The sequence below is a fragment of the Candidatus Pseudomonas phytovorans genome, assembly GCA_029202525.1.
GTDB classification, from domain to species: Bacteria; Pseudomonadota; Gammaproteobacteria; order Pseudomonadales; family Pseudomonadaceae; genus Aquipseudomonas; species Aquipseudomonas phytovorans.
Map to the genome: position 1 here is coordinate 5834626 of CP119325.1, position 14433 is coordinate 5849058.

Consider the following 14433-nt stretch of genomic DNA (forward strand, 5'->3'; position numbering starts at 1 on the left):
CAATCCCGCCGGGCACACGCCCGGCGGCAGGGACGACCAGCAGTAAGGGAACTATGTGAAGCGAAGCAGTCCGCTGTCACCGCTGTTGCTGGGAGCCTTCGGGTTCCTGGCCCTCAACTTCCAACCGGTTGCCCAGGCAGCCGATGACATCGACCCACAACTGCGCCAGATCGGGCCATCGCTATTACGCGATGCGCCCGAAGCGGTGCCCGCCCGCCCACCGACCGGCATGGCCCCGGTGGCCAGTGGCGAGCGCCTCGGGCTGACCGATGCGGTGCTGCAGGCAGCGCAATGGCACCCCAGCATCGCCGAGGCCATCGGCAACCTGTACAAACAGGGCGAAGGCATCAACGTCGCCCGTGCCGGCTACTACCCGCAGATTTCCGGCGGTATCCGCACCGGTTATGACACCGGTTACGGCGGCGACCGCAACAGCCAGGCGCTCAACCTCTCGCTGAAACAGATGCTCTACGACTTTGGCAAAGTCGATAGCGCCGTCAGCGCCGCGCAGGCCGCCGCCGCCCGCGCCCAGGCCAATATCTTGCTGGTGGTGGATGACTTGGCCCGCGACACCGCCTATGCCTGGATCGAAACCCGTCGCTACGAGCAACTGATGGTCATCGCCCGCGACCAGGTCCGCGGCGTTGGCGACATTGCCGGCATGGCCCGCCAGCGCAGCGACATGGGCGCCAGCACCCGCTCCGACCTGGTACAGGCCGAGTCGCGCGTAGAAAGCGCTCGCGCCACGCTGGAGGAATACCAGGCGCAGTACGAACGCTGGCGCTCGACACTGGCAGCGCTGATGGGGCGGGTGACACCGCCGGCACTGGCCGAAGAATCACCACCTGCACTGAACCAGGCCTGCAAACGCCCTGCGCAGGGCGACGACCGCCTGCCCGCCGTGCTGATGGCACTGGCCCAGCGCGCCCAGGGCCAGGCCGAACTGGCTCAGGCCAAGGCCGAAGCCTACCCGACCCTGTCGTTGCAACCCCAGGTCAACCACTACCTGGACAACGACTACAACCGCGACAACTCACGCATGGACCGCACTCAGGCGGGCATCTACCTGAACGTCGAAGTGCCCATCTACCAGGGCGGCGCCATCAGCGCCCGCAGCCGCGCTGCTGGCCACGCGCTGACTGCCGCCGATTCCGCCGAAGACGCCGCACGCCTGCAAGCCCGTCGCGGCCTGGCCGAGGCCATGGCGCAAACCTCCGGCTTGGGCCGTCGCCTGACCTCGCTGGAGGCGCGTCAGGTGAGCATTCAGGAAGCCCGCATGCTCTATGGCCGCCAGTACCTCGACCTGGGCACCCGGCCGTTGCTAGACCTGCTCAACGCCGAGGGCGAGATCTACCAGTCACGTTTCGAACTTGCCGGCACCCGCTCCGACCTGCTGCGCCTGGATGTCGACTGCCTGTACAACACCGGCGCCCTGCGCACGGCCTTTGGCCTTGAGGGGCGCAACCTGCAAGGTGTGGAGATCCAGCCATGACTGATTCCATCAATGTGACCCTGCCCGAACAAGCCAAGGCGCCAGAGCCGGCTGCAGTGCATCGGCCAGACCTCGGCCCGTGGCTTGAGGTGATGCTGCAGGTGGCCCACCACTACCGCCTGGACGTGTCACCCCAGCGCATTCGCCTGGCTGCCGTCGAAGATGCCCGCCCGCTGGACGAAATCCTGCGGCACATGGCTCGCCAGGCTGGCCTGGCCCTGCGCTTCGTGCGCTTCGACGCCAAGGGCCTCAAGCAATGGCGCACGCCGCTGGTGCTGGAGCTGGACGACGGCCAGCTGGCAGTGGTCGAGTCGGTGACCGAGGAAGACGACCTGGCGGTAGTGTTCGCCGGTGACCAGGGCCTGACCTCTCGCCTGCCCCGCGACAGCCTGAAGGGCCGTATCAACCGCGTCGCCCTGCTGCGCCCGGCACGGCCGCTGCGTGATGTGCGTACCGACGACTACACCGCGCCCTACGACCGCCACTGGTTCGCCCGCATCGTACTGCGCGACCTGCGCCCGTATGGCCAGGTGATGGTCGCCTCCTTGGTGGCCAACGTGCTGGCACTGGCCGGTGTACTGTTTTCCATGCAGGTATACGACCGGGTGATCCCGGCCGAATCGCTGCCCACCCTGTACGTGCTGTTCGGGGGCGTGGTGCTGGCGCTGGTGTTCGACTTCAGCATGCGCCTGCTACGGCTGAAGGTGACTGACCTGCTTGGCAAGCGTGCCGACTTGCGGGTCAGCGACCTGGTCTACGGCCATGCCCTGCGCCTGCGTAACTCGGTGCGGCCGAAATCCACAGGCTCGTTCATCTCGCAACTGCGCGAACTGGAGTCGATCCGCGACCTGATCACCTCCAGTACCGCCACGGCGCTGGCCGACCTGCCGTTCTTCCTGCTGTTCCTGTTCGTATTCTGGCTGATTGGCGGCGTGCTGGTGTTCATCCCACTGGTTGCGCTACTGGCCATGGTGTTGCCCGGGCTGCTGGCGCAGCGGCGCCTGGCGCGGCTGGCCAATGCATCGATGCGCGAATCGGCGCTGCGCAACGCCATGCTGGTGGAAAGCATCCAGGGCCTGGACGAGATCAAGGCACTGCAGGCCGAAGCCCGCTTCGAGCGGCAATGGAACCAGTACAACGCGGCCTGCGCCCACACCAACCTGCGCCTGCGCACCCTCACCAATGGCCTGGTGACCTGGACGCAGAACGTGCAGGGCGCGGTGTTTGCCGTCGTCATCGTGATCGGTGCGCCCATGGTCATCGCCGGCGACCTCACCACTGGTAGCCTGGTGGCGGCGTCGATGCTGTCGTCGCGGATGATGGCGCCGCTGGCTCAGCTGACCCACGTGCTGACCCGCTGGCAGCAGGCCAAGGTGGCCCTGCAAGGCCTGGACAAACTCATGCAGTCGGCGGTGGATCACCCGGAGGGAGAAGCCCGCGTGCACTTGCCGGCGATTCGCGGCGAATACCGCCTGCGCCAGGCCAACTTCCGCTACAGCGAAGAATCCCCGCCAGTGTTGAACATCGGCCAGCTGGACATTCAACCGGGCGAGCGCATTGCCGTACTCGGGCGCAACGGCGCCGGTAAATCGACCCTGCTGCAAGCCCTTGGTGGGGCCATGGACCTGGTGCAGGGCGAAGTCAGCCTGGACGGCATCGCCATGGCCCACCTCGACCCGGCGGACCTGCGCCGTGACGTCGGCCTGCTGGCGCAGTACTCGCGGTTGTTCCACGGAACCCTGCGGGAAAACCTCACCCTCGGCGCCGGCCAGGCCAGTGACCAGGAACTGGTGGCTGCACTGGCTGCTACTGGCGCGCTGGACTTCGTCCGCCGCCTGCCCAAGGGCATGGACCACCTGATCCTGGAGGGCGGCCTGGGCTTGTCTGGCGGCCAGCGCCAGGCCTTGGTGCTGTCGCGCCTGCTGGTACGCCAGCCGCAAGTACTGCTGCTGGACGAGCCGACCGCATCGCTGGACGACATGACCGAGCGCAAGCTGCTGGATAACCTCGAACGCTTCTGCCAAGGCCGCACCCTGGTGATCGCCACTCACCGCCTGAGCGTGTTGCAACGGGTCGACCGCATCCTGGTGCTGGACGGCGGGCGCATCGTCATCGATGACAGCCGCGATGCCGCGCTGGCCAAACTGCAAGGAGCCCAGGCATGAGCAACCATGAACTCCCGGCCTCTTACCTGGATGGGCAGGACGACCAGGCGGTGTTCCGCGCCGGCCGCATCATCACTATTTGTGCGCTGATGCTGGCGGCGTTCCTGGCATGGGCGGCCTGGTTCGAGGTGACCGAAGTGTCCACCGGCACCGGCAAGGTGATCCCCAGTTCGCGCGAACAGGTCATCCAGTCGTTCGAGGGGGGCATCGTCGCGCAGATGAGCGTGGCCGAAGGCGACCTGGTCGAACGCGGCCAGGTGCTGGCCCAGCTCGACCCGACCAAGACTGCCTCCAGTGTCGGCGAGAGCGACGCCAAGTACCGCGCTGCCAAGGCCAGCCAGGCCCGCTTGCAGGCAGAGGTGACCGGCAAGCCGCTGGTCTTCCCGGACAGCCTGCGCGACTCACCCGACCTGATTGACGCCGAAACCGCCTTGTACCAGACCCGCCGTCGCGGCCTGGAGCAGACCCTGGCGGGTATTCAGGACTCGCTGCAACTGGTGCGCAGCGAGCTGAAGATTACCGAGAACCTGGCCAAGATGGGCGCCTCCAGCCGGGTCGAAGTGATCCGCCTGAACCGCCAGCGTTCGGAGCTGGAGCTCAAGGCCAACGAAGCCCGCTCCGATTACCTGGTGCGTGCCCGGGAAGAACTGGCCAAGGCCAGCGCTGAAGCCGACAGCCTGTCGGAAGTGGTGCGCGGGCGCAGCGATTCGCTTACCCGCCTGACCCTGCGCTCGCCGGTGCGTGGCATCGTCAAAGACATCGAGGTCAATACCCTGGGCGGCGTGGTGCAGCCTGGTGGCCAAGTGATGAAGATCGTGCCGATGGACGAACGCCTGCTGATCGAAACCCGCATCGCCCCACGGGACATCGCCTTCATCCACCCGGACCAGGCTGCCAAGGTCAAGATCAGTGCCTACGACTACTCGGTGTATGGCGGGTTGGAGGGCAAGGTGGTGGGGATTTCGCCGGATACGCTGCAAGATGAAGTGAAACCGGAAATCTACTACTACCGGGTGTTCATCCGTACCGAACAGGACAGTTTGCAGAACAAGGCCGGCAAGCATTTTGCGATCGTGCCGGGGATGATTGCCACGGTGGATATCCGCACCGGGGAGAAGACCATCCTCGATTACCTGATCAAGCCGCTGAACCGGGCCAAGGAGGCCCTGCGCGAACGCTGACCCGCATTTCTGGCAAACGCTGGCCCCTGTAGGAGCGGCCTTGTGTCGCGAAAGGGCTGCAAAGCAGCCCCGTCAATGTGTGTGTCTGTGCTGAAACCCCCGGGGCTGCTTTGCAGCCCTTTCGCGACACAAGGCCGCTCCTACAGGGGGCTGCGCAGTCTTCTCGATCGGTGACAGCACTCGCGGCCTAAAGCCCAGCCCGAACAGGCCGATAACCGGTTATCCCCTGTTCCCCACGAAGGTCACCATGGCCACGCAAAATGCCCGCGCGGACTCGCTGTCCCTGCTGCTGTTCACCCTGCGCAGCGGCAAGTTGATGGCAATCAACCTGCTCAAGGTCAGCGAAATCATCCCCTGCCCGCCGCTGACCAAGCTGCCGGAATCGCACCCCAACGTGAAAGGCGTGGCGACCCTGCGCGGCCATTCGCTGTCGGTCATCGACCTGTCCCGCGCCATTGGCGAGCAGCCACTGGCCGACCCACGGGGCGGTTGCCTGATCGTCACCGAGATCAGCCGCTCGCGCCAGGGTCTGCATGTGCAGGCGGTCAGTCGCATCGTGCATTGCCTGAGCACCGACATCAAACCGCCACCCTTTGCGTCGGGCAACCGCTCGTTCATCACCGGCGTGACCCGGGTCGACAACACGCTGGTGCAGGTTTTGGACATCGAAAAAGTCATCCATTCCATCGCCCCACCGCTGGCCGAGCCGCCGCACGGTGCCTTGAGCGAAGAAGACGCCAGCCTGCTCGCTGCCGCCAATATCCTGGTGGTGGACGATAGCCAGGTGGCCTTGCAGCAGTCGGTGCACACCTTGCGCAATCTGGGTATCGAGTGCCATACCGCGCGCAGCGCCAAAGATGCCATCAACGTGTTGCTGGAGCTGCAAGGCACCGCGCAGGCGATCAACATCATCGTTTCCGACATCGAAATGAGCGAGATGGACGGCTACGCCTTCACCCGCACCTTGCGCGAAACCCCCGATTTCCAGCACCTGTACGTGCTGCTGCACACCTCGCTGGACAGCGCCATGAGCAGCGAGAAGGCAACCCAGGCCGGGGCCAATGCCATCCTCACCAAGTTCTCCTCGCCAGAGCTGACCGATTGTCTGGTGGTGGCCGCACGCACCGTGGTGTTTGCCGAGCACTGATATATTAAGCGACAAACTCCCCGGCTTGCCGCCGGGGATGAGTCGGGCATAATTCGCGCCCCTCGCAAGCAACTTGCCGGAATCGCGTATGAAGTTTTTCAGCTCTATCCTGATCACCTGCGCCCTCTTCAGCGGCGTCGCCCAGGCCTCCAGCAGCCAGGCCTGGAACGAGCAGCGCCAACAGATGCTCAAGGCCTGCCTGGCCGCCAGCCAGTTCAAAGATGCCCACGCCCGTGGCAAGCCCGCCGAATTCGATGACCAGGTCGGCATGAGCGCCCTGCTGGTCGAAGGCGTCTACCCGCAGAAGCACATGCAGCAACGCACCGGCACCGAGCTGTGCCTGTACGACCGCCAGCACCAGCGTGCCTTCGTCAGCGAGTGGAGCCCGGAAGCCAAGTGACCGACAGCCTGCGATTCGGCTGTACCGGCTGCGGCAAGTGCTGCACCGGGCACCATGTGCCCCTGACCCTGGACGAAGCTCGCCGCTGGGCCGATGGCGCGGGCCAGGTGATCGTACTGATCGAAGCCTTTGTGACCGATGGCCCTGGCATGCCGGCTGAGCAGCGCGAGCATGTGCTGCGCCGCTCGCATCCAGTGCGCTGCGGCGACGGCGAGGCTCGAGTGTCGGTGACCTTTGCCGCGTTCAACCCCGGGCGCTGCCGCAACCTCGACGACAATGACCTGTGCACCATCTACGACCAGCGCCCGCTGGTGTGCCGCATCTACCCGGTGGAAATCAACCCGCATATTCCGCTGCGGCCGGACAGTAAAGACTGCCCGCCTGAAGCCTGGCAGCAGGGGCCGGAGCTGATTGTCGGCACGCAATTGGCCGATGCCGGGCTGGAGGCGCTGGTACAGGCCTCGCGTCAGGCTGACCGCGATGACATTGCTGCCAAGGTGGCGGTGTGTCAGGCGCTGGGCATGACAACCAGTGCGCTCAAGGGCAACGGGTTTACTGCTTACTTGCCGGATATGGGCGCGTTTGCCACGGCGCTAGCGCAGGTGCAGGGGGATGACGGGGGGCAATGGACCTTGCATGTGGAAAATGAGGCGCTGGTGGCGAGCTTGCAGGGGCATGGATTGCGCACTACCAACGAGACCCCGCTGTACTACGCCTTTATCGGGTTTTAGGTGAAGCATGGGCTTGCCTTGAGAGGTTGGGCGCCTGTGAGATCGAGCGCCGCCCGCGCGGCGCTTCGCGGGGCAAGCCCGCTCCCACATTTGTTGCAACGTGGCCATGCCTGTGGGACAGGCGTTGCCCGCTTTGGTGCATGCCTCAAGACAGGTGGAGCGGCAGCAGCGCCAGCCAAGAGATAGAGTCAGGCCAAAAGGGCTGACAACCATGGCCTATCAGGTTCGGCACGTTGCAACAAATGTGGGAGCGGGCTTGCCCCGCGAAGCGCCGCGCGGGCGGCGCTCGATCTCACAGGCGCTGAAAAACCCAAGCCATACACCCGAAACTGACAGCGCTGTCAGCCAGCGGTCACGCTGCCGACCCGGTTCGGGGGCTATAAGATGAAGTACAGACAACCGTTCCCTCTCCCCTCTGGCCAAGGTGCCCGCACCGATGCGACGTCCGTCCCGCTCTGTCATCCTCGCCGCCCTGGCGCTTCTGGTCCTGGTGGCAGCAGGCATCTGGTACAGCCAGCGCCAAGCCGCACCAGCCGCCCGCGCGCAAACCGCCGTACCGGTACGCGTGGTCAGCGTTGCCCAGCAGGATGTGCCGCGTTATGCCAGCGCCATCGGCTCGGTGTTGTCGTTGCACAGCGTCGAGGTGCGGCCACAAGTCGAGGGGATACTCACTCAGGTGTTGGTCAAGGAAGGCCAATGGGTCAAGGAAGGCGACCTGCTCGCCACCCTTGACGACCGTAGCATCCGCGCCAGCCTCGACCAGGCCCGCGCACAGCTCGGCCAGAGCCAGGCACAGATCCAGGTGGCCGGCGTCGACCTCAAGCGCTACCGCCTGCTCAGCAGTGATGACGGTGTATCGAAGCAAACCCTTGACCAGCAACAGGCGCTGGTCAACCAGCTGCAGGCCACGGTCAAGGGCAACCAGGCGGCCATCGCCAATGCCGAGGTGCAACTGTCCTACACACAGATACGTTCACCGGTGACCGGGCGCGTCGGCATCCGCAATATCGACCCCGGCAACCTGGTACGCACCAGCGACACCCAAGGCCTGTTCAGCGTTACCCAGATCGACCCGATTGCCGTGGAGTTTTCGCTGCCGCAACAGATGCTGCCGACCCTGCAAGGCCTGCTGAAGGCGCAAACCCCAGCGCTGGTCGAGGCCTACATGGATGCCGATGGCGAGCGCAACCTGCTGGGCGCAGGCCACCTTGCGCTGATCGACAACCAGATTTCGGCCAACACCGGCACGGTGCGGGTCAAGGCCGAGTTCGACAACAAGGACGGCCTGCTGTGGCCGGGGCAACTGGTCACCGTACGGTTGCGCACGGCGATGGACGAAGACGCCCTGGTGGTACCGCCGCCCGTGGTGCAACGCAGCATCGATGGCCACTTCGTCTATCGCGTCGACGGCGACAAGGTCACCAGCGTGCCGGTCAAGGTGCTGTACCAGGACAGCACGCTGAACATCGTCGCCGGGGTCAAGGCCGGGGACCAGCTGGTGCTCGATGGCCAGTCGCGCCTCAAACCCGGCTCCAGGGTCGAGATCACCCCTGATGCCCCGGCGCCTGCCGAAATGGCCGACCGCAGGAGCCAGCCATGAACACCCGCAATGGCGTCTCGGCCTGGTGCATCGATCACCCCATCGCCACCCTGCTGCTGACCTTCGCCCTGGTGCTGCTGGGTGCCATCGCCTTCCCGCGGCTGCCCGTGGCGCCGCTGCCCGAGGCCGACTTCCCGACCATCCAGGTCACCGCCCAGCTGCCCGGGGCCAGCCCGGAAACCATGGCCTCGTCGGTGGCCACGCCGCTGGAAGTGCAATTCAGCGCCATCCCCGGCATGACCCAGATGACCAGCAGCAGTGCGCTGGGCTCGACCACGCTGATTCTGCAGTTCACCCTCGACAAGAACATCGACACGGCCGCCCAGGAAGTGCAGGCGGCGATCAACACCGCCACCGCCCGCTTGCCCCAGGACCTGCCCAGCCCGCCCACGTGGCGCAAGGTCAACCCGGCCGACAGCCCGGTGGTAATCCTCACCGTCAGCTCTGCACAAATGCCCGGCAACGAGCTCAGCGACTACGCCGAAACCCTCTTGGCCCGCCAGCTCAGCCAGATCGACGGGGTCGGCCTGATCAACATCACCGGCCAACTGCGCCCGGCCATACGGGTACAGGCACAACCCGAGAAACTCGCGGCCATCGGCCTGACCCTGGCCGACGTGCGCCTGGCCATCCAGCAGACCAGCCTGAACCTGGCCAAAGGCGCGTTGTACGGCGAGCACAGCGTGTCGACCATCGCCGCCAACGACCAGCTATTTCACCCCGAAGACTATGCCCAACTGATCGTCAGCTATCGCAATGGCGCCCCGGTGCACCTGAAAGACGTAGCCAGGGTGATCAACGGTGCCGAGAACGCGTATGTAAGGGCCTGGTCGGGCAATCAGCCGGGGCTGAACCTGGTGATCTTCCGACAGCCCGGCGCCAATATCGTCGACACCGTGGACCGGGTGCTCGACGCCTTGCCGCGCTTGCAGGAAATGCTGCCGGCCTCAGTCGAAGTGTCGGTGCTGCAAGACCGCACCCAGACCATCCGCAGCTCGCTGCACGAGGTCGAGCTGACCCTCATGATCGCGGTGGCGCTGGTGATCGGGGTAATGGCGCTGTTCCTGCGTCAGTGGTCGGCCACCTTCATTGTTTCCAGCGTGCTCGGCGTCTCGCTGATCGCCACGTGCGCGCTCATGTACGTGTTCGGTTTCAGCCTCAACAACCTGACCCTGGTGGCCATCGTCATTGCCGTCGGTTTCGTGGTGGATGACGCGATCGTCGTGGTGGAGAACATCCATCGCCATCTGGAAGCCGGCGACGATAGCCGCACTGCAGCGCTCAAAGGCGCCGGCGAGATCGGCTTCACCGTGGTGTCGATCAGTTTCTCGCTGATCGCCGCCTTCATTCCGCTGCTGTTCATGGGCGGTGTGGTGGGCCGGCTGTTCAAGGAGTTCGCCCTGACCGCCACGGCGACCATCCTGATTTCGGTCGTGGTATCGCTGACCTTGGCCCCTACCCTTTCGGCGCTGTTCATGCGCCGCCCACCCGGCGACCACCAGGGCGGTTTCGGCCAGCGCCTGCTGGGTTGGTACGAAAAAGGCCTGGACCGCGCGCTGGCCCACCGGCGGATCACCCTGGGGGTGTTCGGCATCACCCTGGCGCTGGCCGTGGCCGGTTACGTGGGTATCCCCAAAGGCTTCTTCCCGCTGCAGGACACCGGCTTCATCCTCGGCACCACCGAGGCAGCGGCGGATGTGTCCTATCCGTCGATGATCGAGAAGCACCTGGCGCTGGCGAAGATCATCGGTGACGACCCGGCAGTGCGCGCCTATTCGCACTCGGTGGGGGTGACCGGCAGCAACCAGACCATCGCCAACGGCCGGTTCTGGATCTCGCTCAAGCCCCGCGGCGAGCGCGATGTCTCGGCCAGCGAATGGATCGACCGGATCCGCCCGAAACTCGCCCAGGTGCCGGGCATCGTCCTGTACATGCGCGCCGGCCAGGACATCAACCTCAGCTCCGGCCCGTCACGCACCCAGTACCAGTACGTGCTCAAGAGCAACGACGGGGTCGCGCTCAACCTGTGGACCCAGCGCCTGACCGACCGCCTGCGGGAAAACCCGGCGCTGCGCGACCTGTCCAACGACCTGCAACTGGGCGCCAGCGTCACCCGCATCGATATCGACCGCCAAGCCGCAGCGCGTTTCGGCCTGACCACCACCGACGTCGACCAGGCCTTGTACGATGCCTTCGGCCAGCGCCAGATCAGCGAATTCCAGACCGAGACCAACCAGTACAAGGTCATCCTCGAACTGGACGCACAACAACGTGGCAAGGCTGAAAGCCTCAATTTCTTCTACCTGCGCTCGCCACTGACCAACGAGATGGTGCCGCTGTCGGCCCTGGCGCATGTCGCCGCGCCAAGCACCGGCCCGCTGTCGATAAGCCACGACGGCCTGTTCCCGGCCGCCAACCTGTCGTTCAACCTGGCGCCCGGCGTGGCCTTGGGCGATGCGGTGCAGATCCTGGAGCGTGCGCAGCGCGAGCTGGGCATGCCCGACTCGATCACCGGCAATTTCCAGGGCGCCGCCCAGGCGTTCCAGAGCTCGCTGTCGAGCCAGCCCTACTTGATCCTTGCCGCGCTGGTGGCGGTGTACATCATCCTCGGCGTGCTCTACGAGAGTTTCGTCCACCCGCTGACCATTATCTCCACCCTGCCCTCTGCGGGCCTGGGCGCCATTATCCTGCTGTGGGCCAGCGGGCAGGATTTCAGCATCATGGGATTGATCGGCGTGGTGCTGCTGATCGGCATCGTCAAGAAGAATGGCATCTTGCTTATCGACTTCGCTCTCGAGGCCCAGCGCCATCACGGCATGACGCCCGAGCAGGCGATACGCCAGGCCTGCCTGGTGCGCTTCCGCCCGATCATCATGACTACCCTGGCCGCGCTGCTCGGCGCAGTGCCGCTGATGTTCGGCTTTGGCACCGGCGCCGAGCTGCGCCAGCCACTGGGCATCGCGGTGGTTGGCGGCCTGCTGGTGAGCCAGGCGCTGACGCTGTTTACCACCCCGGTCATATACTTGGCCCTGGAGCGTCTGTTCCACCGCCGCCAGGCTGCCCGTGCGGCAGCGCCAAGTGCCAGCTAGGACAAGACCATGCGTGTGCTGATCATCGAAGACGAAGAAAAAACCGCCGACTACCTGCATCGCGGCCTCACGGAACAAGGCTTTACCGTCGACCTTGCGCGCGACGGCATCGATGGCCTGCACCTGGCGCTGGAAGGCGACTACGCAGTGATCGTGCTGGATGTGATGCTGCCCGGCCTGGACGGTTACGGCGTGCTGCGCGCCCTGCGCGCGCGCAAGCAGACCCCGGTGATCATGCTCACCGCCCGCGAACGGGTCGAAGACCGCATCCACGGCCTGCGCGAGGGCGCCGACGACTACCTGGGCAAGCCGTTTTCGTTTCTTGAACTGGTCGCACGCCTGCAGGCCCTGACCCGGCGCAGCAGCAGCCATGAACCGTTGCAGGTGCAGGTAGCCGATCTGTGGATCGACCTGATGGCGCGCAAAGCCACGCGGGCGGGCCAACGCCTGGAACTGACCGCCAAAGAGTTCTCGCTGCTCAGCGTGCTGGCCCGCCGACAGGGCGAAATCCTGTCGAAGACGGCGATTGCCGAGCTGGTCTGGGACATCAACTTCGACAGCGATGCCAACGTCGTGGAGGTCGCGATCAAGCGCCTGCGCGCCAAGCTCGACGGGCCTTTCGACAACAAACTGCTGCACACCATCCGAGGCATGGGCTATGTCCTGGAAAACCGTGCGGGGTAACTCCATCGCCCTGCGCCTGTCGGCGCTGTTCATCCTGGTTGCGCTGGGTGTATTCCTGCTGATCGGTTCGGCACTGTACCGCCAGGTCGACCGCAGCCTCGACCTGCTGCCACAAGCAGAGCTGGATGCGCGCTTCAGCGTGCTCGAATCCACACTCAACCGCTTCGGCACGCAGGAGCACTGGGCCAAGATCAACAACAAGCTCAATCTGCTCAGCGAAGAAGACAAGCGCATCCGCTTCTGGGTGGTCAGCAGCAACCCGGCCTACGAATACGGCCACCCCAGCGAGCTGGTACGGGCCTTCGCCGAGGGCCCGCAGGGCATGCGCGACCTGCGCCTGCCCGAGCGGCCCTACCCGTACAAGGTGCTGGTCAGCGAGCTGCCTGAGCTGGGCGAGCGCCCACCGCTGCGCTTTCTGATCGGCATCGACACCGAAACGTTCTGGCAGGCCCAGCACAGCCTGCTGGTGGCAATTGTCGGGCTGGCGGTACTTGGCGTGCTGCTGGCTTCAATACTGGGCTACTGGGTGGCCCGCATTGGCCTGCGCCCGCTCCTGGCGCTGTCCAACGAAGCCCAGGCCCTGGCCCCGCCACGCCTGGACGGGCGTTTGCAAACCCACGCCCTGGCGCCGGAACTGGCGCAGTTCGCGGGTGCCTTCAACGCCGCCCTCGACCGGGTCAGCCAGGCCTACTCACGGCTGGAAGCCTTCAATGCCGATGTCGCCCACGAACTGCGCTCGCCGCTGACCAACCTGATCGGCCAGACCCAGGTGGCACTGACCCGCGGCCGCAGTGCCGAGCACTACTTCGAAGTGCTGCAATCGAACCTGGAAGAGCTGGAGCGCCTGCGCAGCATCATCAACGACATGCTGTTCCTGGCCAGCGCCGACCAAGGCAGCAAGGCTACCGCCCTGACCCAGGCCTCGCTGGCCGAAGAAGTGGCAACCACCCTCGATTACCTGGACTACATCCTCGAAGACGCGCAGGTCAGTGTGAGCGTGACCGGCGACGCCCAGGCGCCCATCGAAAAGGCCCAGTTGCGCCGGGCGCTGATCAACCTGCTGAACAATGCCGTGCAGCACACCGCGCCCAATCAGGTGATCCGCGTGCAGATCGATGCCGGGCCGGAGCAGGTCAGCATCGCCGTGAGCAACCCGGGGCCGGCGATTGATGATGAGCACCTGCCGTTGCTGTTCGAACGGTTCTACCGGGTGGATGCGGCGCGCAGCAACAGCGGTGGTGGCAACCATGGGTTGGGGTTGGCGATCGTCAAGGCGATTGCGTTGATGCATGGCGGGGAGGTGTTTGTGCGCAGTGGGGCTGGATTCAATACCTTTGGTATCCAGCTGCCGATCCATACCTGACTGTCGAACGCGGTCCCTGTGGGAGCGGGCAAGTCGATGCGTCGAACCGCCGCGAACACGGGCGCAGCCCGTGCCATCCACCGCGTTGCCTGCTTCGCGGGCTCGCCCGCTCCCACAGAAATCGTGCAGCGGCTCTAGCGCGGTGGTTTGCGCCGAAAGTACTATTGCTTTTGCAGGGATCATTACCTTTTTCGCAACAGTGCTTATCGCGCTTCGCTCTGTTTCAAGTGCATTGAAAGGGCTAACTTTACCCCGTCCTCATTAGCACTTGCACAGCAAGAAGGTAGTTTCAAATGTCCAACAGTATGGGTATTGCCAGCGTTTTCGTCCTGTCGTCCCTGTTGTTGTCGCCCCTGGCCATGGCCGAAGAATCCCCGTCTTTCGTCGCCCGTAATGCCGAGCTCGCCGCCGTCCATCAAGAGTCCCGCGACGCAGTAGCTGCAAACAAGGTGGACGCCGCCAAAGACGCAAAACAGACAGCTTCCAAAATTTCTGTCGATGCCAATGCCGACAGCTGATCTAGCGCTGTTGCTGCTCCCGATTTCCCTTGGCTACGCCATGGGCACCACCGGTGCCGATAT

General features: G+C 64.9%; 11 protein-coding genes. All 11 read left to right on the forward strand.

Translation table 11 applies throughout. The features are described from left to right. The first annotated feature begins 55 nt into the window (after positions 1 to 55). Entirely contained in the window at positions 56 to 1492 is a 1437-nt protein-coding gene (locus P0Y58_25755) for a TolC family outer membrane protein (protein WEK30255.1), read from the forward strand. Then, the gene (locus P0Y58_25760; GenBank protein WEK30256.1) at positions 1489 to 3657 is read left to right on the forward strand and encodes a type I secretion system permease/ATPase; all 2169 of its coding nucleotides are present in this window, start codon (positions 1489 to 1491) and stop codon (positions 3655 to 3657) included. The genes P0Y58_25755 and P0Y58_25760 overlap by 4 nt, the downstream gene beginning before the upstream one ends. Further along, positions 3654 to 4838 carry an HlyD family type I secretion periplasmic adaptor subunit gene (locus tag P0Y58_25765; protein ID WEK30257.1) on the forward strand — a complete coding sequence of 395 codons (1185 nt, stop codon included), beginning with the start codon at positions 3654 to 3656 and terminating at the stop codon, positions 4836 to 4838. The genes P0Y58_25760 and P0Y58_25765 overlap by 4 nt, the downstream gene beginning before the upstream one ends. A 247-nt stretch (positions 4839 to 5085) precedes the next feature. Continuing rightward, positions 5086 to 5985 carry a chemotaxis protein gene (locus tag P0Y58_25770; GenBank protein ID WEK30258.1) on the forward strand — a complete coding sequence of 300 codons (900 nt, stop codon included), beginning with the start codon at positions 5086 to 5088 and terminating at the stop codon, positions 5983 to 5985. An 88-nt stretch (positions 5986 to 6073) separates the two neighbouring features. After that, on the forward strand, positions 6074 to 6385 hold the full coding sequence (locus P0Y58_25775) for a hypothetical protein (protein ID WEK30259.1): 312 nt from the start codon (positions 6074 to 6076) through the stop codon (positions 6383 to 6385). Then, positions 6382 to 7116 carry a YkgJ family cysteine cluster protein gene (locus tag P0Y58_25780; GenBank protein ID WEK30260.1) on the forward strand — a complete coding sequence of 245 codons (735 nt, stop codon included), beginning with the start codon at positions 6382 to 6384 and terminating at the stop codon, positions 7114 to 7116. Before P0Y58_25775 ends, P0Y58_25780 begins: the two co-directional genes overlap by 4 nt. A 436-nt stretch (positions 7117 to 7552) precedes the next feature. Continuing rightward, on the forward strand, positions 7553 to 8716 hold the full coding sequence (locus P0Y58_25785) for an efflux RND transporter periplasmic adaptor subunit (protein ID WEK30261.1): 1164 nt from the start codon (positions 7553 to 7555) through the stop codon (positions 8714 to 8716). Continuing rightward, on the forward strand, positions 8713 to 11805 hold the full coding sequence (locus tag P0Y58_25790; protein WEK30262.1) for a multidrug efflux RND transporter permease subunit: 3093 nt from the start codon (positions 8713 to 8715) through the stop codon (positions 11803 to 11805). Before P0Y58_25785 ends, P0Y58_25790 begins: the two co-directional genes overlap by 4 nt. Before the next feature lie 9 nt (positions 11806 to 11814). Beyond that, positions 11815 to 12489 (forward strand): heavy metal response regulator transcription factor, encoded by a 675-nt coding sequence (locus P0Y58_25795; GenBank protein ID WEK30263.1) that lies wholly within the window; start codon positions 11815 to 11817, stop codon positions 12487 to 12489. Beyond that, the gene (locus P0Y58_25800; protein WEK30264.1) at positions 12464 to 13852 is read left to right on the forward strand and encodes a heavy metal sensor histidine kinase; all 1389 of its coding nucleotides are present in this window, start codon (positions 12464 to 12466) and stop codon (positions 13850 to 13852) included. Before P0Y58_25795 ends, P0Y58_25800 begins: the two co-directional genes overlap by 26 nt. Positions 13853 to 14145: 293 nt before the next feature. Then, complete coding sequence (locus P0Y58_25805) at positions 14146 to 14370, forward strand: hypothetical protein (GenBank protein ID WEK30265.1); 225 nt, start codon at positions 14146 to 14148, stop codon at positions 14368 to 14370. Positions 14371 to 14433: the final 63 nt, after the last annotated feature.

Bases quoted from the DNA above. Each gene is read 5' to 3' on its own strand.
- P0Y58_25800 (WEK30264.1), top strand. From the start codon at position 12,464: ATGTCCTGGAAAACCGTGCGGGGTAACTCCATCGCCCTGCGCCTGTCG.
- P0Y58_25770 (WEK30258.1), top strand. From the start codon at position 5,086: ATGGCCACGCAAAATGCCCGCGCGGACTCGCTGTCCCTGCTGCTGTTC.
- P0Y58_25765 (WEK30257.1), top strand. From the start codon at position 3,654: ATGAGCAACCATGAACTCCCGGCCTCTTACCTGGATGGGCAGGACGAC.
- P0Y58_25795 (WEK30263.1), top strand. From the start codon at position 11,815: ATGCGTGTGCTGATCATCGAAGACGAAGAAAAAACCGCCGACTACCTG.
- P0Y58_25760 (WEK30256.1), top strand. From the start codon at position 1,489: ATGACTGATTCCATCAATGTGACCCTGCCCGAACAAGCCAAGGCGCCA.
- P0Y58_25775 (WEK30259.1), top strand. From the start codon at position 6,074: ATGAAGTTTTTCAGCTCTATCCTGATCACCTGCGCCCTCTTCAGCGGC.
- P0Y58_25785 (WEK30261.1), top strand. From the start codon at position 7,553: ATGCGACGTCCGTCCCGCTCTGTCATCCTCGCCGCCCTGGCGCTTCTG.
- P0Y58_25805 (WEK30265.1), top strand. From the start codon at position 14,146: ATGTCCAACAGTATGGGTATTGCCAGCGTTTTCGTCCTGTCGTCCCTG.
- P0Y58_25790 (WEK30262.1), top strand. From the start codon at position 8,713: ATGAACACCCGCAATGGCGTCTCGGCCTGGTGCATCGATCACCCCATC.